The 18,795-nt window shown below is 66.6% G+C and carries 14 protein-coding genes; 7 read left to right on the top strand and 7 right to left on the bottom strand.

Going from position 1 to position 18,795, the window contains the following annotated elements; translation table 11 throughout:
- The first annotated feature begins 109 nt into the window (after positions 1-109).
- The 4 genes from N5C91_RS10745 to N5C91_RS10730 all read left to right on the top strand — a co-directional run bounded on the left by N5C91_RS10745 (position 110) and on the right by N5C91_RS10730 (position 5,086).
- A complete protein-coding gene (locus tag N5C91_RS10745; RefSeq protein WP_279829570.1) occupies positions 110-2,107 on the top strand; it encodes a TonB-dependent receptor in 1,998 nt (665 codons plus the stop codon).
- A 301-nt stretch (positions 2,108-2,408) separates the two neighbouring features.
- Positions 2,409-3,032, top strand: a complete 624-nt coding sequence (locus N5C91_RS10740) for a hypothetical protein (RefSeq protein ID WP_279829513.1) — start codon at positions 2,409-2,411, stop codon at positions 3,030-3,032.
- 312 nt (positions 3,033-3,344) lie between these two features.
- The gene (locus tag N5C91_RS10735; protein WP_279829511.1) at positions 3,345-4,730 is read left to right on the top strand and encodes an FAD-binding oxidoreductase; all 1,386 of its coding nucleotides are present in this window, start codon (positions 3,345-3,347) and stop codon (positions 4,728-4,730) included.
- An 11-nt stretch (positions 4,731-4,741) separates the two neighbouring features.
- On the top strand, positions 4,742-5,086 hold the full coding sequence (locus N5C91_RS10730; RefSeq protein ID WP_279829509.1) for a cupin domain-containing protein: 345 nt from the start codon (positions 4,742-4,744) through the stop codon (positions 5,084-5,086).
- Here the strand turns inward: N5C91_RS10730 and N5C91_RS10725 are convergent.
- Positions 5,076-6,563, bottom strand: a complete 1,488-nt coding sequence (locus tag N5C91_RS10725; RefSeq protein WP_279829507.1) for a PucR family transcriptional regulator — start codon at positions 6,561-6,563, stop codon at positions 5,076-5,078. The two genes, N5C91_RS10730 and N5C91_RS10725, sit on opposite strands and share 11 nt — an antisense overlap.
- A gap of 254 nt (positions 6,564-6,817) precedes the next feature.
- Between N5C91_RS10725 and N5C91_RS10720 the strand changes: the two genes are divergently transcribed.
- Positions 6,818-7,858: an ABC transporter substrate-binding protein gene (locus N5C91_RS10720; protein ID WP_279829505.1), complete on the top strand. Its 1,041-nt coding sequence runs from the start codon at positions 6,818-6,820 to the stop codon at positions 7,856-7,858.
- Between the two features lie 350 nt (positions 7,859-8,208).
- Here N5C91_RS10720 and N5C91_RS10715 read toward each other — a convergent pair whose 3' ends face one another.
- A complete protein-coding gene (locus tag N5C91_RS10715) occupies positions 8,209-9,570 on the bottom strand; it encodes an MFS transporter (protein WP_279829503.1) in 1,362 nt (453 codons plus the stop codon).
- 234 nt (positions 9,571-9,804) lie between these two features.
- Positions 9,805-11,544, bottom strand: coding sequence for a response regulator (locus tag N5C91_RS10710; protein WP_279829501.1), 1,740 nt, complete (start codon positions 11,542-11,544; stop codon positions 9,805-9,807).
- Positions 11,545-11,702: 158 nt separating this feature from the next.
- Here N5C91_RS10710 and N5C91_RS10705 point away from each other — a divergent pair, with 158 nt between their 5' ends.
- Together N5C91_RS10705 and N5C91_RS10700 are read left to right on the top strand one after the other, a co-directional pair.
- Positions 11,703-13,259 carry an EAL domain-containing protein gene (locus N5C91_RS10705; RefSeq protein ID WP_279829500.1) on the top strand — a complete coding sequence of 519 codons (1,557 nt, stop codon included), beginning with the start codon at positions 11,703-11,705 and terminating at the stop codon, positions 13,257-13,259.
- Positions 13,260-13,300: 41 nt separating this feature from the next.
- On the top strand, positions 13,301-13,705 hold the full coding sequence (locus N5C91_RS10700) for a hypothetical protein (RefSeq protein ID WP_236200325.1): 405 nt from the start codon (positions 13,301-13,303) through the stop codon (positions 13,703-13,705).
- A 24-nt stretch (positions 13,706-13,729) separates the two neighbouring features.
- Here N5C91_RS10700 and N5C91_RS10695 read toward each other — a convergent pair whose 3' ends face one another.
- From N5C91_RS10695 to N5C91_RS10680, 4 genes are read right to left on the bottom strand one after another with little or no spacing between them, the layout of a single operon-like run.
- Positions 13,730-14,512, bottom strand: coding sequence for a class I SAM-dependent methyltransferase (locus tag N5C91_RS10695; RefSeq protein ID WP_236200326.1), 783 nt, complete (start codon positions 14,510-14,512; stop codon positions 13,730-13,732).
- A gap of 10 nt (positions 14,513-14,522) precedes the next feature.
- Entirely contained in the window at positions 14,523-16,058 is a 1,536-nt protein-coding gene (locus tag N5C91_RS10690) for an MDR family MFS transporter (protein WP_279829497.1), read from the bottom strand.
- Positions 16,048-17,208, bottom strand: a complete 1,161-nt coding sequence (locus N5C91_RS10685) for an HlyD family secretion protein (RefSeq protein WP_279829495.1) — start codon at positions 17,206-17,208, stop codon at positions 16,048-16,050. Before N5C91_RS10685 ends, N5C91_RS10690 begins: the two co-directional genes overlap by 11 nt.
- Positions 17,205-18,692, bottom strand: coding sequence for a TolC family protein (locus N5C91_RS10680; RefSeq protein ID WP_279829493.1), 1,488 nt, complete (start codon positions 18,690-18,692; stop codon positions 17,205-17,207). The genes N5C91_RS10685 and N5C91_RS10680 overlap by 4 nt, the downstream gene beginning before the upstream one ends.
- Positions 18,693-18,795: the final 103 nt, after the last annotated feature.

The raw sequence follows: 18,795 nt of genomic DNA, 5'->3' as shown, positions 1-18,795 counted from the left end.
CGTACCTGTCCCACTCAAACTGCTGCCGCTGTTGATCTGCGGCGTCGCCCACGGCCAACTGACCCGCGCCGAAGCCGCGGAGGCGGACAGTGAAGTGCAGCTTGCGCCCATGGTGGTGGCGGGCGCCTATGCGCCGGTATCGAGCTTTGACCTGCCGTTCTCCATCGACACCGTGCAGCAACCGCAGCTCAGTGACGGCCAGCTCGGCGTGAATGCCTCCGAAGTGCTGCAACGGGTGCCCGGCCTGGTGGTGCAGAACCGCCAGAACTACGCCCAGGACCTGCAGATTTCCTCCCGTGGCTACGGCGCGCGCTCGGCCTTCGGTATTCGCGGGCTGAAGTTGCTCAGCGACGGTATTCCGGCCAGCACGCCGGACGGCCAGGGCCAGGCGGCAACGCTGAACCTCGATGTCGCCGAGCGCATCGAAGTGCTCCGCGGCCCGGCCTCGACGCTTTATGGCAGCAACAGCGGCGGGGTGATCCAGATGTTCTCCCGCGACGGCTATGGCCCGCCGAAAGTCGGTGCGGAAACCACCTTCGGCAGCGACGGCTTCAACAAGAACCACCTGTATGCCGAGGGCGGCACCGAGCAGGCCGGCTTCCTGCTCGACGCCTCGCGCATGGACACCGACGGCTACCGCGACCACAGCGCCGCGCGCCGCGACCAGACCTTCGCCAAGCTCAACTTCAAGCCCGACGAAGACAGCCGCCTGGCGCTGATCTACAGCAGCCTGGAGCAGAACGGCACGCAGGACCCGCTGGGCCAGACCTGGGCCGCGTACCAGCACGACCCGCGTTCCGTGGCGCCGGCTGCCGAGTTGTACAACACGCGCAAGAGCATCGACCACCAGCAGTTGGGCATGAACTACGAGCGCTATTTCGGCGACGCGACCCTGCAGTTCAACCTCTACGCCGGCCAGCGCAGCGTGGTGCAGTACCTGTCGATCCCCAAGGGCGTGGCGTCCAATGCCCAGCGCGGCGGCGGGGTGGTGGACTTCAACCGCGAATTCCACGGCGGCACCCTGCGCTGGATCCAGCCGGTGCAAGGCGTGCCGGGTGAGCTGACCGTCACCAGCGGGGTGGACTACGACCGTAGCGAAGACGACCGCAAGGGCTTCCAGAACTTCAGCGGCGACCAGCTCGGCGTGAAGGGCGAGATGCGCCGCAACGAGAACGATATCGCCACCAGCCTCGACCCCTATGTGCAGGCGCGCTGGGAGCTGGGCAACTGGACCTTCGACGCCGGCCTGCGCCACAGCACCATGAAGATGGAAGTGGACGACCATTACCTGAGCAACGGCGATTCCAGCGGCTCGAAGAAGTACCAGCAGAACAACCCGTCGCTGTCGGTGATGTACGCCTTTACCCCGAACCTGCATGGCTATGTCAGTGCCGGCAAGGGCTTCGAAACGCCGACCCAGGCAGAGATGGCCTACGCGCCGGGACTGGCGGAAAGCTTCAACTTCGGCCTCGATCCGGCCACCAGCACCCAGTACGAAGTCGGCCTCAAGGCGAAGGTTGCCGGCAACACGCGGGTCAACGCGGCGATATTCGAAATCCGTACCGACGACGAGATCGTCGTTGCCACCTCCACCGACGGCCGCACCAGCTACCAGAACGCCGGCAAGACCCTGCGCCGGGGCTTCGAGCTGGGCGTGCAGAGCGATCTCTCCGAACACTGGCAAGCCAATCTCGCCTACACCCGGCTGGACGCCACCTATGACGAGGATTTCGTCGAGAGCGGCAGCGTGATCGAAAAGGGCAACCACCTGCCCGGCGTGCCCGGCAGCAGCCTGTTCGGCGAGCTGGTGTGGAAGCCGCAGGACGACATCAGCATGGGCTTCGAAGGCCAGTACCGCAGCAAGGTCTACGTCGAGGACAGCAACGAGGACAAGCCGGCGCCCAGCTACGCGGTGTTCAACTGGCGCACCCGCTTCGAGCAGCATGTCGGGCCCTGGACCTTCCACCAGTTGGTGCGGCTGGACAACCTGCTGGATCGCCAGTACGTCGGCTCGGTGATCGTCGGTGACAGCAACGGCCGCTACTACGAGGCGGCGCCAGGGCGGTCGTGGTATGCGGGGGCGGGGCTGGAGTATCGCTTCGACTGAGCGTCCTGACCGAGGTTTTGCGCAGGGCGCATTACATGGCAGCGTTATCCGCCGCAAATCGGTTGGCGGATAACCTGTTCCAGGTTATGCGCCCTACGGTCCTGATCGGTGCCGTGCGGGTTCGCGAGCAAGCTCGCTCCTACAGGTCAGCTCTGCAGAGCTTTTCGTAGGACTGAGGGGGACGCCTAGTCCTTGCTCGCGAACCTGCATTTCTCCGTCGCCGATCATCGACATCCGGTGACCATAGATCCTGCGAATCCTCTATCCTCGCGTCCTTTGCATTGATCAGGACATGCGTGTGATGGGCAGATGGGCAATGGGCGCACTGTTGATGTGCGTGGCGGGCATGGCGTCGGCGGCTGACCCGCTGTTCGGCAAGTACAACTACGGCGCGGCGCAGAAGGGTTTCGGCAAGCAGCAGGGCTTCGTCGAATGCCTGCAGCCCATGGGCGTCACCGCGCGCTGCAAGGACGGTGTCGACTATGCCGGCACGCGCTATCGCCTGGCGCTGACCTTCGACAAGCAGAAACTGGTCGAGGCGGTGCTGTACAGCCAATACAACGACGCGGCGTACCGGCGCGTGCTGCAGGAAGTGGCGAAGCGCTTCATGCTGGTGGCGATCGCCGACGACAAGAACGTGGTCGACGTGCTGGCGCATACCCTCAACCCGAACCGCACCGAGGCCGACGCCAAGGCCATCGGCGACTTCGAGACCCATGCGCTGCGCAACGGCATGATCAGCTACCGCCTCTACGAACAGCTCGACAAGTACATCAAGCCGGGCCTGGACGCCCGCCAGGTGCTGGCCACGGTGCCGGCGAACATTCGCGTGGCCGAGGTCACGGTTAAGCACGGCAAGTCGGAGAACTGGCTGATCGTGAAGTTCGCCAAACCGGGCCTGGCGCCGAAGAAAGCCAAGGGTTGAGCGCAGGAGCAACAGCCTTCCCCTGGGGAGTCCGTCGCGACGTATTTCCCTCACCCCAGCCCTCTCCCAGAGGGAGAGGGGGCAGTCCGAGCCGACTGACACGACGGTTTCATCCTGCACCGAACGGTCCCCTCTCCTTCTGGGAGAGGGTTAGGGTGAGGGTTTGTCCATGACGCAGAGGTAACTCGCAGGAGCCCTTCGGCTTCATATCTTCGTATGAGGCCTCACCCCGGATTGCATGGAACGGACGATTGTTCGCCACTGGCCTGACACAGGACAGTGGCGCACTACCGTTCAACCTGGAATCCGCACATGAAACGTTCCCTGTGGCTGGAGGAAATCGCCTCCGAGCTGACTCCGCTGCCTGCCCTGGAGGGCAACCTCGATGTCGACGTGGCTATCGTCGGCGGCGGCTTCGTTGGCCTCTGGACCGCGCTGCGTCTGCTGGAACTCAAGCCCGACTGCCGCATCGCGATCATCGAGCGCGACATCTGCGGCGGCGGCGCCTCGGGGCGTAACGGCGGTTTCGTCATGTCCTGGTGGCCGAAGATCAGCTCCCTGGCCGCACAGTGCGGCAAGGATGAGGCGCTGCGCCTGGCCCGTGCCTCAGCGGCGGCCATCGGCGAGATCGAGGAATTCTGCAAGGCTCACGCTATCGACGCACACTTCCGCCGCGCAGGCTGGTTGTGGACCGCCACCACCGATGCGCAACGTGGCGCCTGGAAGGGCGTACAGCAGACCTGCGAGCGCCTCGGCGAGCCGGTCTTCCAGTCACTCTCCGACAGCGAAGTGGCCCGCCGCGCCGGCTCGCCGAAGCACCTCGAAGGCGTGCTGGAGGCCAGCAACGCCACCGTACAGCCGGCCCGCCTGGTACGCGGCCTGCGCCGGGTGGCGCTGGAGAAGGGCGTGCGGATCTTCGAGAACACCCCGATGCTCAGCCTGGATCGCGGCCAGCCGGCCGTGATCCGCACGCCCGGCGGCGAACTGCGCGCACCCAAGGTAGTGATGGCAACCAACGCCTGGGCCGCGGCGATTCCCGAATTGCGCCGCACCATCCTGCCGGTGACCAGCACGGTGGTTGCCACCGCGCCGATTCCCGAGCGCCTGGAGCAGATCGGCTGGACCGGCGGCGAAGCCGTCACCGATTCGCAGCTGATGGTCGACTACTACCGCACCACCCGGGACGGCCGCATCGCCTTTGGCAAGGGCACCGGGATGATCAGCTTCGCCAGCCGCATCGACGAGGGCTACGACCACAACCCGCAGCTCAATGACGACACCGAACAGGACCTGCGCCGCACCTACCCACAACTGCACGACGTGCCGGTGACCCATAGCTGGTCCGGCCCGATCGACCGCACCTACGACAGCCTGCCGGTGTTCGGCCATCTGAACGGCGCGCCGCACATCGTCTACGGCATCGGCTGGAGCGGCAACGGCGTCGGCCCGAGCCGCCTGGGCGGGCGCATCCTCGCCAGCCTCGCGCTGGGCCTCGATGACGAATGGAGCCGCTGCGGCCTGGTCGGCCGGCAGCCCAAGCGCTTCCCGCTCGAACCGCTGCGCTACATCGGCGGCCTGATGGTGCGCGGTGCGGTGCAACGCAAGGAGCAGGCCGAGGCGCAGAACCGCAAGGGCGCCTGGCTTGACCGCATTCTCGTTGGCTTCGCGCCGGCGGGCCTCGAAGACAAAGACCTGTGAAGGAGCGCCTGATGCCCCAACCGATTCTGCTTACCGGCACCGCCGGATTTGAACTGCCGGCACCGCAGCCGGTGAAGGAACCCCTGGGTGCGCCCGTGTCCAGCACCGCGACCCACGCCGAGGAAGGCGAGGGCGGGCTGCTCACCGGTGTCTGGGAATGCACGCCCGGCCGCTGGCGGCGCCAGGTGCTGTCGCGGGAGTTCAGCCATTTCGTCAGCGGCCACTGCCTGTTCATCCCGGACGACGGCGAGCCCATCGAACTGCGCGCCGGCGACGCCGTGCTGTTCCCGGCGAACTGTCAGGGCACCTGGGATATCCGCGAGACGGTGCGCAAGAGCTTCGTGATCATTCCCTGACCCCCAGGTCCATCCCGGCAATCTGCGCTGAGCGCAGCGCGATCCAGAGGACGGCGACGTCCTCGGTGGAGTCCAGCGAGCGCTCGGTGATTTCCTCGATGCGGCGGATTCGGTAGACCAGCGTCTGCTTGTGTACGTTGAGCAGCTGCGCGGCTTTCTGCCAGGAACGGTTCTGTTCGAGGAAGACGCGCAGGGTGTGCTGCAACTGGCCACCCTGTTGCGCGTCGTAATCCGCCAGCGCACCCAGTACCCGGCGATGCACGCGCCGCGCTTCTTCCAGGCTCGCCGGCAGCCAGGACTGCTCGCCCTGCGCATCGGCGTAGGCCACCAGCGGGCGCTGGCGGTTGGCATGGGCCAGCGCCAGGCGTGCCTCGCGCAATGCCTCGACCGCACGCAATGCATGCCCCAGCGGGTTGCTGTGACCGAGTGTGCAGTCCAATTCAGCCTGCAGGGCCTGGGCCTGTGCCGGGTCGCTCAGCAGCAGGATCAGCTCGTTGCCCTGGTGGCGCACCAGCAGCCCCATTCCCAGCCGCTGCAGGCGCTGCTGCCAGTGCTTCGGCAGTTCGCCGGTGGCGCGCGCGAGCACCAGGCAGGCGGCTTCTAGCGGGCAGTTCAGCTGTACCAGGCGTTCCTGCGCGGCGCGTTCGGTGAGACGCTGCTGCAGCAGGTCATCCAGTAACTCCGAGCCCAGGCGCAGCATGCGCTCGTGCTCGACCTGGGCGCGCTCCAGCTCGATGCCCAGCACCGCGACGATGTGGTGCAGCAGGCCGTAGTCGAGCAGCTCGCCGCCGGTAGCGAGAATCTCGCAGGTGGCCAACGACGGCAGCGGCATCACCAGTGCTTCCTGCTCGCCATTGCTGCAGCGGGTCACGGTGTCCGGCACCGAACGGCGCTGGGCGAGCATCGCCCGCCAGCTGTCCGGCAGTGGCGGCAAACCCTCCTGCCAGGGCTGCAGGGTGGCCGTATCGAACAGGTAGAGCTGGGTGCGGACGTCGCTGCACAGTCGCCGCAGCAATCCGGCAAGGCCCAGCCCGCGCAAGCCGATGCGTGCGCTTTCATAGATGCGCGTCACGGCGCTACGGCGTTCGTGTTCTTCCTGTTTGCTGGCGTCGACGATGGCGCGGGTGACGGCGGAGAAGGGCACCGCGTAGTCGGTCATCAGCAGCGGGAAACCCAGCCGGCAGGCTTCGTCCTGCAGTGCCTGGATATCCGCCGGCGCCTGCATGTTCTCGCCGATCATCAGCCCCGATATCCGTGCCCCGGCCAGGCGTTGCAGGTAGTCGCGCTGTGCCTGTGCCTGCGCGGGAATGCCGATGCCGGTGGTCATCAGCAGGTCACCTTCGCCGAGCCATTCGGTGGGGTCCGCCAGCTCGCACACGTGCGCCCAGCGCAGGCGCCGGCCGACGCCTTCGCTGCCGCCGAGCAGGCGGGTGCGCAGGGAGGCGTTGTCGAGGATGTCCTGGATATGGAAAGGCATGGCGGGTCCGCAGCGAAGAGAGACGGCCGGCAAGCATGCCACCAAGCGCGAGGCCTTGTCGCGCCTGGCTTGAGTGGATATCGCAGGCTTCGTACCGGGATACGAGCGGGGTCTTCCGAATTGTAGTTCCGTCTGATTGTGGAGCTTGCCCGCGTGCCCCAAGACTAGCTGGCAGTGCGCCATGCAAGCCCTCGAGGCCGCGGATGGCGCCGCCTGCCGCGAGGCGGGCCGTCCACTCACCGGAGACCATAACAATGAACAAGATCCTGAGTTCCTCCATCGCCTGCGCCCTGGGTTGCGCGGCGACTTTCCCTGCTTTGGCCGACCTCACCGTGGTCTCCCACGGCGGCGCCAACAAGGCCGCCCAGGTCAAGGCCTTCTACCAGCCCTACATGCAGCAGAGCGGCAGCCGGCTGATCGCCGACGAGTTCAACGGCGAAATGGCCAAGGTCAAGGTGCAGGTGGACACCGGCAGCGTTTCCTGGGACGTCGTCGAGATGGAGATGCCGGAACTGGCGCGCGCCTGCGACGAGGGCCTGCTGCAGGAGATCGGCGAACAACCGGGCATTGCCAAGCTCGCCCCTGAACTGCTGGACGGCGCGGTGCAGCCCTGCGGCGTGGGCTTCTTCGTCTGGTCCACGGTGCTGGCCTACAACGCCGACAAGCTGAAGAGCGCGCCCACCGGCTGGGCGGATTTCTGGGACACGCAGAAATTCCCCGGCAAGCGCGGTCTGCGCAAGGGCGCCATGTACACCCTGGAGTTCGCCCTGATGGCCGACGGTGTGGCGCCCAAGGATGTGTACAGCGTGCTCGCCACCAAGGAAGGCCAGGACCGCGCATTCAGGAAGCTCGACCAGATCAAGCCGAGCATCCAGTGGTGGGAAGCCGGTGCGCAGCCGCCGCAGTACCTCGCGTCCGGCGACGTGGTGATGAGCTCCGCCTACAACGGCCGGATCGCCGCCGTGCAGGATGAAAGCCAGCTGCGCGTGGTGTGGAACGGTGGCATCTACGACATGGACGCCTTCGCCATTCCCAAGGGCGCGAAGAACACCGAAGAAGGGCTGCGTTTCATCCAGTACGTGCTGCAGACCGAGCCGCAGAAGAACTACGCGCAGCAGATTGCCTATGGCCCGGTGAATCGTGCCGCCGTCCCGCTGGTGGACGCCGCGCGCCGCAGCAACATGCCCACCGACGAGGCCAACCTGGCCGGTCAGGTGGCAATGAACGCCGCCTTCTGGGCTGACCATGGCGAGCAGCTGGAGCAGCGCTTCAACGCCTGGGCCGCCAAGCAGTAACGTTTCCCGGTGTGCGGTCCCGCCCGCACTTTCAGGCCGCCTTCGGGCGGCCTTTTTTGTGGGTGGAGGGGCGGGATTTCGAGGTGAGACGACTGCTTCGGTGCTCGACTTTCGCCTGTCCATCCGGATGCCATGTGCCTCGATGTTGGCGAGCAAGGACTAGGCGTCCCCCTCGGCCCTACAGATGGGCTTGGCATTTTTTGTAGGAGCGAGCTTGCTCGCGAACCAGGACCGGCACGGCCGGGAACGGCTTGCGGACAAGGTCTGCTCTTACCGGAACGCCGGTAGCTCGCCCACAAAAAAGCCCACCGGGGTCACCGATGGGCTTGGGGGGCAGGCTGGATAACGAATCAGGTCGCCAGGCTCAGCGATGCCGACTGCTGCAGCGAGCGGCCCTTGGTTTCCGGCGCCCAGGCCAGGCAGATGAAGAACGCCAGCAGGGTGATCGCCGCGCCGATCAGCAGGGTTGCCTGCAAACCGATGGACTCGATGCCAATCGGCATCAGGTAGGTGCCGGTGGCTGCGCCGATGCGGCTGAAACCGACCGCTACGCCGACAGCGGTGGCGCGCACGGAGGTGGGGAACAGCTCGTTGGGGTAGATCCACTCCAGGATGCTCGGCCCGCCGGAGACGAAGGCATAAAAGGCAAAGGCGCCGACGATGAACCAGGCCGGCGCATCCGCCCACAGGCCCAGGGCCAGCAGCGGCAGTGCCATCAGTGCGAAGGGCACCACCACCATGGGGCGGCGACCCCAGGTTTCCACCAGCTTCAGCGCCGGGATCACGCCGATGGCGAAGAGAATGGCGATCATCAGCTCGCCCAGGGTCGAGGAGTTCTCGCCTTTGATGCCGGCGGTCAGCAGGATCATGCTGCCGAAGGTGTAGAGCACGTACTGCGGGGTGATCTGCGCGAAGTAGAGCATGCCGCACATGATGGTGCGCTTGAGGTAGCCGCCCGAGGAAATCATCTTCAGGTCGCTCTTCCACGAGCGGTGGCGACCGCCGTCGTTCAGCTCGGCGACATCCGCCGGGGTGATCACCACGTCCTTGGCGTAGACCAGCCTGATCACCTGCTGCGCTTCCTCGATACGCCCCTTGCTGGCCAGCCAGCGCGGCGATTCCGGGATACCGCGGCGGATCAGCACGACGATGATGCCGACCACTGCGCCGCTGAACAGCATCCAGCGCCACAGCGAATGGTCGCCGGTCCAGGAAACCATCAGGTAGCCGACGATGAACGCCGTCATCGCGCCGCAGGACCAGGCCAGGCCGGATACACCGATCATGAAGCCACGGCGCTTGGACGGGGTGAACTCGGTCAGCAGCGAGGTGGCGATGGGATAGTCCGCACCCACCGCGAGGCCGATGACGAAGCGCAGCACGATCAGTTGCCAGGCCTCGGTGACGAAGGCGGACAGGCCGCAGGCGAGCACCAGCACGGTGAGATCGAGGGCGTACATGGTTTCCCGGCCGATGCGGTCGGTGATGGCGCCGAACACCGTCGCGCCGAAGAAGATGCCCAGCAGCGAGGCCGCGCCGATCAGCCCGGTTTCCACCGAAGTGGCGGCGATGTCCTGGCCGAAGCCGATCAGTGCAATGCCGATCAGGCTGAGAATGTAGCCGTCGAGGAAGGGCCCGCCGCAGCAGGCCAGCAGCAGTTTCCGGTGAAATTTCGATACCGGGGAATGTTCAATGACATCAAACACGCTCATGGGTACAACCTTTGTTGAATTTATAAGTGGCCGGGCAGGCAGCTTTCTTTTGCCGGCTACAGGCGGCAGGAGCCCGTATCCAGAGGCCGGCAAGGGGGAGGCAGAGGGTGCAGGGATGGGCCCGGAGGGACAATTCACCCAAGGTAAGAAGTGCCGCGCAGGGGCCTGTACGATCGTATGAACGAGGCTTTTCCCGTGCGGCGGTTCGGCAGACGGGCGCGCGCCGAGCCCGTGCTAGGGGTGCTGCTCCTGGCGAGACAGCTGCAGGTCCACGACGGCGCAGCAGCCTTGGCCGGGGGCATGGGAAACCTGCAGCTCGCCGCCGATGCTGCTGATCAGGTGCTGGGCGATGTTCAGGCTGAGGCTGTTGCGCGACGAGGTGTGCGCGGGATAGTCGCGGGTCAGTTCGGCGAGGGAATAGGCGCGCATTTCGCGGCGCCGGGTGCCCGGCAGGCCTTCGATGGTGATGCGCACGTCCATCCGCTCCTGCCTCGGGCTGGCGGCGATGCGCAGGCGGACGCCGCCGTCCTCGGCCAGGTCGATCACATACAGGCCCAGGTGCCGCAGGGCCTCGCGCAGGGACTTGGCGTCGACCAGCAGGGTTGTCCGCGAGCGCCTGTCGATGTCCAGTTCAAGGCGCAGCTGCTTCTGCTCGGCCGCGACGTGCAGGATGTCGAGCACCTCGGTGGCGAGCTCGTCCAGCCGCGTCGGCAGCAGGGGAACCTGTTCCTGGGCGATGAGCGCCCGCTTGAGGGAGGCGCCGTGTACCCGCAGCTCCTCGAGGATCGACAGGGCCTGGCCGAGAGACGACGGCCCGGGCTGCTCGAGGGTGTCGGCGAGGGCCTGGATGCGCTCGTTCAGGTGGCTGGTCGCGCTGCTGAACAGGTCGGTCAGTTGCTGGTGCGCCAGTTCGCTGGCTTCGGCCCGGCTGCGCAGCTCGTTGAGCTGGTCGTAGCGCTCGGTGATATCGGTGCTGCAGCAGATCATCCCGAGCAGCTTGCCGTCGCCATCGCGATACGGCGTACCCCAGTGGTGCAGCACGCGGCGCTCGCCATGGACGCTGAGTTCGATGTCCTTGTTGAAAGGCTGCTCCTGGGCGATGGCGCGTTGCAGGAAGCGCAGCATGTTGCGCGCGTCGCTGGGCGGGTACCAGTCCACCTCGGTGGTGCGGGTGCCGAGCACATCGTCCAGCTGCGCCTGGTACAGCTCCAGGTGCGCCGGATTGGCGTACACCAGGCGTGCTTCGGTATCGCGAACGTAGAAGGCTGCCGGCAGGCTCTCGACCATGGCGCGCCACAGGGGCGCTTCGCCTCCCTCGGCGGCCGCTGGGTGAGTTTCGCTGGCGGGCGCGGCGAGGCGGTTGCGGCGGGCGAAGTCGATCAGCTCGAGCATGCTGGAGAGGTTGAGCTTGCTGCGCATGCGCGCCCGGTAGGTGCTGACGGACTTCTCGCTGATGGTCAGCTCGTGGGCGATCTCCTGGTTGCTGTAACCGCTGGCGAGCAGGCTGAGCACGCTCAGCTCGCGGTTGGACAGCGCGGCGACGCGCTCGGCATCGTTCTCCTGCAGGCTGCCGCGGTGCACGCTGCCGAGCATGTCGGCGGGAAAGTAGCTGTGTCCGCGCAGCAGCACCGCCAGGGCTTCCTTGAGCCGGTCGATGTCCTGGTGCTTGCTGACGAAGCCCGAGGCGCCGGCCTGCAGGAAGCGTCCGACATAGTGCTCGGAGTCCTGGGTGCTGTAGCCCAGTATCGGCAGCGTCATGCCACGGCCGCGCAGGCGCGCGATGACGTCCAGGCCGGTGAGCTGCGACAGGTCGATATCGATGATCAGCAGGTCCGGCGCCAGGCGGCTGGTCAGGCTCAGCGCCTCGAGACCGTTGCAGGCCTCGCCGATGACCGTGTGGCGCTCCGCCTGCAGCAGCATGCGCACCGCGTAACGGGTCATCGGGTGTTCGTCGGCAATCAGTATTCGCGCCATCTCGTCCCCCTGGTGTGGGTTTGACTCTAGGGCATGCTGATCGCCTTCGTGTAATCATTTTCCTACAAATCTTGACTGGATTTCGCATCCTCACGAGGCGATTGCAGGGAAAGAATGCGCTTACAAAACTCTCCCACTTTCACCTCAAGGTGACCCACATGAGTCGCGCTCGCATCGTCAGGACCGGCATCGGTGCCGGCCTGCTGGGTGTCGCTCTGCTAATGGCCGGCACTGGTTACCTGGCCTGGACCCTGGTTGTGCAGCACACCGCGGAGCGTCTGGAGACCCTGGCCAGGCTCGCCTCGCAGCGCGCCGACAGCACCGTCGCCCAGGCTGCCGCTGCATTGCGCGAGCTGAACCGTTCACCGCTACCGCCGTGCTCGGCAGAGGGCATCGAGCAGATGCGCCTGCTGGTGATCGACACGCTGGCGGTGAAGGCGGTGGGGTACGTCGAGGAAGAGGTATTCGCCTGCAGCTCCTGGGGTGTGGAAGGGCACGCGCTGGAGCAGTGGTCGGAAGACCTGCGCACCGCTGACGGCATCGCAGTGTCGATCAACGTGCAGCCCTCCGTGGCGTCGGCCAAGCCGATGCTGGCCTTGCGCGATGCCGCGTTCAACCTGCTGATCGACCCCGAACATTTCCTCGAGACTTCCCTCGCGCCCGGTGTCAGCCTGGCGCTGGGTACGCCGGCTGGGCACTGGCTGGGAACGCCCGCGGGCGGTTTTGCCCACTTCCTCGCGCGAATCCACGGCGAACCGCACACCACGCTGCGCGACGGCTATCTGTATACCCGGGTCAGGCATGGCAACTGGCAAACGGTGGCGGCCGTCACCCGCGAGGAAATTCTTCGCGATCTGTGGCGCGAGCTGCTCATGCTCGCACCGTTGGCGCTGCTGCTGTCCGGCCTCTGGTGCTGGCTGGTGGCGCGCCGAGTGCGTGCCAGTCTGTCGCCGCTGGCGATGCTGACGCGAGCGGTGGCCAACGGCGAGTTCAGCGCCTTCTACCAGCCCATCCTGGACCTGCGCGACGGCCGCTGCATTGGCGCAGAAGCCCTGGTGCGCTGGCCTCGCGCGGATGGCTCGGTGGTCATGCCGGAAGGTTTTCTTGCGCTGGCCGAATCCAGCGGCCTGATCGAGGCAATCACCGCGCAGGTGATATCGACGGCCTGCCGCGAGCTGGGCCCCAGCCTCGCTTCCGGGCAGCTGCAGCATGTGTCGATCAACCTGTCGGCGCAGGACGTGGCGAGCGGGAACTTCCTCCCGCGCCTGCTCGAAGCGCGGCAGCGTGCGGGCATCGCTGCCCAGAGCATCTGGCTGGAAGTAACCGAGGGCAGCCTGCTGAGCATCGACGCCGCGCACCGCACGCTGGCGCAAAGCCGCGAGGCCGGCCACCCGATTGCCCTGGACGACTTCGGCACCGGCTATTCCAGCCTGCAGTACCTGCGGCGCCTGCCGCTGGACCTGCTGAAGATCGACCGTTCCTTCGTCCAGTCGCTGTCGGCCGGTACGCCTTGCCCGGTGACCGACCACACTATCGCCATGGCCCGCCAGCTGGAGTTGCTGCTGGTGGCCGAAGGCATCGAGAGCGACGAACAATTGCAGTACCTGCGTCAGCGCGGCGTGCATTACGGCCAGGGCTGGCTGTTCGGCAAGGCGATGCCACGCGACGAGTTCCTGGCCTATGTCGCCAGCCACCACTGGCGGGCGGCGTCATGAGGCTTGCCATTTCCTGTTAGCCAAACGAGAGCTTGATCACCATGAAAACTTCACTGCTGCTGTTCTGCCTGCTCGGCGTCACGCCTTCATTCGCACTGGCTGCCGACACCGTCACGACGGTCCCGGTGCACTTCGCCAAGGGCGCGAGCAGCACCGCCATCAAGGGCAGCTTCAAGGGTTACGACACGGTCCTCTACACCCTCTCGGCCAAGGCCGGGCAACACATGAAAGTCGGCGTCACCGGTAGCAGCAACGCCAACTTCAACCTCTTCGTTCCGGGCGACAAGCCGGGCGAGTCGACGGCCCTGGGCGCTGGCTCCGTCGGTCAGGACTGGAGCGGCGCGTTGCCGGCCTCGGGAACCTACAGCGTGCAGGTCTACCAGATGCGTGCGAGCGCACGGCGCGGCGAAACGGTGAACTACAGCATCCACTTCAGTATCGAGTGACACGCGACCCGCCTGGCTGGCGACTCAGGGCTTCTCGGCCCAGGTCGCCAGGAAGGTCGGCAGGAAACGATCCACCACGAAGCGTGGGTTGGGCTGTTCGTCCTCGATGAAGCCGCGCAGGACGAAGCCCGCTTGCAGTTGCCCGCCGATCTGCTCGGCCAGGCTATGGCCGAACACCAGTGCCTCACCGCGCTGCTGCTTGTCCTTCAGGGCCTCGGCCGGCAGGTCGCGCAGGTCGGAATAGGGCAGCTTGAAGGCCGGGCGCAGCAGCCCTTGCTCGGCCAGCGCCGGGTCGCGCGCGCCGATGAACACCACCGGATTGTAGAAACTGGCGAGCAACCGGCCACCGCTGCGCAAGGTGCGGAAGCACTCGCGCCAGACCGGGCGGATATCCGGTACATAGAGATTGGAAATCGGCTGGAAGATGCAGTCGAAGTGGCCATCGGCGAAGGCCGACAGATCACGCATGTCGCCCAGCACGGTTTCCAATTGCAGGCCGTCGCGCTCGGCTACGTGGCGATCCCGCGCCAGTTGCTCGGGGCTGGCATCCAGCACCGTCACCTGTGCCCCGGCGGCCGCCAGCACGGGCGCCTGCTGCCCGCCACCGGAGGCCAGGCAGAGGATGCGCTGGCCGCCGACGTCGCCCAGCCATGCCGGCGGCAGCGGGGAAGGCGTGAGATGCACCTGCCAGTCGCCGCGCCGCGCGGCCGCCGTGATCTCCGGGCCGACCGGCTGGCTCCATGGCCCTTGCTCGCGGGCCTGGCGGTCCCAGGCAAGCTGATTGTGCTTGAAGATATCGAAAGGCATGCAGATTCCTCTAGGAACGCGGGTTGCCGCGCAGGGCCAGTGCGGCCACCGCACAGGCCAGCAGGGCGATGAAAGACAGATAGAACGCATCACCGTAGGCCATGAGGAATGCCTCGTGGCGAATGTTCGCGCCCAGGCGGGCGAGGGTTTCGGCCTGCGCCGGCAGCCATTCGTTGAGCGCGAAGGCGCTGCCGGGGTCGTCTTGCAGGCGTTCCTGCAGGGCTGGCGAGAAGAGCGTCAGCTGTTCGCCGATGCGCTCGGAGTGGAAGCGCTCGCGCTGCGAGACGATCTGTGTCAGCGCCGCCGTCCCCACCGCGCCGCCGAGGTTGCGCAGCATGGAGAACAGCGCCGAGGCAGAACCGGCCTGCTGTTTGGACAACCCGGAAACCGCCAGCACCGACAGCGCCACCATGATGAACGGCTGGCCGATGCCGCGGACTACGGTGGAGGGAATGATCACGTTGGCCGCGCTGTCGGCATCCAGGTGTGCACCGAGATAACAGCCCAGCGCCATGATGGCGAAGCCGCTGGCGACCATCAGCTTGGCGTTCAGCCAGCGCATCAGGCGCGGCATCAGCGGTGCCAGGAGCAATTGCACGAGGCCATAGGCGATCAGGCTGACGCCGATCTCGCGGGCATTGTAGCCATGCAACTGGGACAGGTAGTTCGGCACCAGGAACACCAGGCCGAAGGTCGCTGCGCCGAAAATAAACATTGCCGCGCTGGCCACGCCGAAGTTGTAGCCGGCCAGCAGGCGCAGGTTGATGAACGAGCGCCGGCCGAACAGCTGCGTATGGATGAACAGGAGAAGCGCGAGTACGCCGACGAGCAACATGCCAGTGATGAAGTCGGAACCGAACCAGTCCTTGCGCCCACCTTCCTCCAGCACGACCTGGATCGCCCCCAGGCCGATGATCATGCTGACGATGCCCAGCCAGTCGCCGTTGCGCAGCTTGTGCACCTGCATGGCTTGCGGCGCTATCGCCCAGGCCACGGCAGCCAGCAGGAGCAGGCCGGGGATCAGTTGCAGGTAGAAGATCCAGCGCCAACTGTAGGCGTCGGTAAGCCAGCCACCGATGGACGGCCCGGCAGCCTGGGCGACGCTGTTGGACAGGCTGAACAACGCCATGCCCATGGCTACCCGCGATGCCGGCAGCTCGGTGATGATCAGCTGGAACGACAGTGGGATCAGCACCGCGCCGGCCGCCCCCTGGATCACGCGGATAGCGATCAGGGTGGCAAGGTTCGGCGAGAACGAGCAGGCCACCGAGGCCGCCAGGAAGATCCCCGAGCCGACCAGCATCACCCGGCGCAGGGAAAACACTTCGACCAGCCAGGCGGTCAGCGGGATCATCACGATCTCGGCGACCAGGTAAGCCGTGGAAATCCACGAGCCTTCCTCGAAGCTGGCACTCAGCGAACCCTGGATTTCCGGCAGGGCGGCGCTGGTCACGTGCACATTCATGCCGGCCATGAAGCAGCCGAGCAGCCCGCCGATCACCGCTACCCAGGCTTTCAGCGAGGTTTTTTCGCTCTCACTGGCCATCGGCTTGCGCCTCGCCGCCATCGCGGGTATCCACCTCGGCGATCACCGACATGCCGGGGAGGATCGGCAACTGCTCGCGAGCGCCGGGGTCCAGGGCAATCTTCACCGGGAAGCGCTGGACGATCTTGGTGAAGTTGCCCGTGGCGTTGTCCGGCGGCAGCAAGGCGAAGATCGACCCCGAGCCGGGCGAGAGACTCTCGATACGGCCATGCAGCCGCACCTGCGGGAAACTGTCCAGGCGCAGCTCCACCGACTGGCCGGGGCGCATGCGGCGCAGTTGGGTTTCCTTGTAGTTGGCCACCACGTAGGACTGCTCCAGCGGCACCAGGGCCAGCAGTGGCAGGCCGGGCGTGACGTACTGGCGCTGGCGTACCCGGCGTTGGCCAACGACGCCGGCGATGGGCGCGCGGATCAAGGTGTCCTCCAGTTCATGTTCCGCCAGGGCCAGGCTGGCATCTGCCTCGGCGGCGCGGGCCTGACGCTGTTGCAATTGCGCGGCGGCTTGTGCGCGGCCGGCCTGGAGTACGTTCAGGCGGGTGCGCTGCCGGCTGGCCGCGGCTTCGGCGCGGCTGAGCGTGGAGCGGGCCCGCGCGAAGTCGGCGGTGACGCTCTCCAGGCGCTGGCTGCTGGCGGCCTGCTGGGCGACGAGGTCGCGGTAGCGCTGGAAGTCCAGTTGCGCGCGCTGGCGTTCGGCACGGGCGCTGTCGATCTCGGCGACGGCCTGGTCGATCAGCGCCTGCTGTTCCTGCAACTGGGCGTCGAATGTCACCAGCGCGGCCTGTTGCGCGGCGATGGCGGCACGCGCTTCGACCTGCCGTGCCCGGGCCTGCGCCAGTCGTGCCTGATAATCGCGATCCTGAATGCGTACCAGCGCCGTGCCGGCGCTGACGCTCTGGTTGTCAGCGACCAGCACCTCGGCGACGTAGCCGGACACCTTCGGGCTGATGGTGATCCAGTCGGCACGCACGTAGGCGTCATCGGTTTCCTCCAGGTAGCGACCGATGCTCGCCCAGTAGGAGCCGTACCCCAGCACGGCGAGCAGCAGCACGCAGCTGCCCAGCCACAGCAGGCAGCGCTGGCGACGCCTGCTTTCGCGCTGAGCTTTGTGTTCGGCGGCTTCGGCTTGTTGTTCGGCGACGGCCATATTCATCTTGCGGGTTCCGTGGCAGTGGTGGTGTGCCCGGCCAGCTGGTTGGCTGGCGTGTCCTGCCAGCCACCGCCGAGGGCGTGGAAGAGATCGATCTGGCGCTCAGCCAGTTGCTGATCGGCTTCGGCCGTGTCCGCTTCAAGGCGGACCATGGCGCGTTCGCTATCGAGTACATCGAGGAAGTCCAGCGCGCCGGCCTGGTAGTTCACCTGTGCCAGGCGATAGGCGTTGCGGCTGCTGTCCAGGGCGCTGCCCAGTGCCGCGCGGTGGCCAGCCTCGCCGCTGTAGCGCGCGAGGCTCTGGCGAACCTCCTTGAGCGCCACCAGCGCCTGCTGCTGGAAACGTGCGAGCTGCTGATTCTCGCGGGCCTGTGCAGCGGCGAGACGGGCTCGAGTGCCAAGCAGGTTGGGAAAGCTCCAGCTGATCAGCGGCCCGACGGCATAGGTGATCGCCTCGTGCGCGCCAAGGTCGGAGAGGCGTGAGGCCGATGAGGTGATCGACGCCCCGAACGACACACTCGGGTAGAAGTCGGCCTGGCGCACGCCGACTTCGTGCCCAGCGGCGGCCAGCTCGCGCTGCGCCGCGCGAATATCCGGACGCCGCTGCAGCAGCGCCCAGCCATCGCCAACCGGGAGCGCCTGGTGCAGCTGTGGCACGCTGCGGCAGTCACTGAGCGCAGCCGGCAGTTGCCCTGCCTGGCTACCGGTGAGCACGTTGAGTTCTTCCAGCGCGGCTTGCTGCTCGGCTTGCAGGCGCGGCAGAGCGGCGCGGGTTTCCGCCAGCAGGCTGCGCATGCGCTCCACTTCCAGGTCGGTGAGCAGCCCGGCGCGGCGCTGGCGAAGGGTGAGATCGAGGCTGCGCTCGACGGTCGCCACCGAGTGCTGCTGGATGACGGCCCGGCCGGCATAGGCGCAGGCATTGGCGTAGGCGCGCGCCGTGGCGGCGGCGACACTCACGCGCAACTGGTCGTGGGCCGCCTGTGCCGCCTCGGCGTTGGCCTGGGCGGCGAGGATCGACTGGCGCACCCGACCCCAGAGATCGATCTGGTAGTCGAGCGCGAACCCCGGTATCTGGTTCCACTGCGAGCCGGCGCGGCTGCCGCTGGCCTTGGCTTCGGTCTGGTCGTCGCTGCTGCGGCCGTAGACGGTCTGCCAGCTCGCCGTGGTCGTCGGCCAGCGCTGCGCCTGTGCCTGCCCGAGCAAGGCGAGCAGTTCGTCGACATGGGCCAGGGACGCCTGCAACTGCTGATTGTGTTGCAGGGCCTGGATTACCAGCTGGTCAAGCAGCGGGTCCTGGTAGAGCCGCCACCAGTGGGCGGGCGGGTCCTGCGCAGCGACGTTGCTGGCCAGTGCTCGCCAGTCGGCACCGGGGGAAGCGCCGGAAGAGGGCGGCTGATGCTCGCTGACCGCCGCACAGCCGCCCAGCAGCAGGCCGGCGCAGGCCAGCGTGAGCAGAGCATGGCGTGGGTTGGATGTAGGTATTGGCATATCGGGGAGTCATTTCGTTTCGGACTCCCGCAGGTTAGGGATTGCGCCGCTACGGCTCTCTCGCCGCCCCGACAACCAGCCTCGCGAAAATGACAACCCGCTG

The organism is Pseudomonas sp. GD03903, assembly GCF_029840045.1.
Classification (GTDB): domain Bacteria; phylum Pseudomonadota; class Gammaproteobacteria; order Pseudomonadales; family Pseudomonadaceae; genus Pseudomonas; species Pseudomonas pseudonitroreducens.
This window is presented reverse-complemented; position numbering and strand designations above follow the sequence as displayed.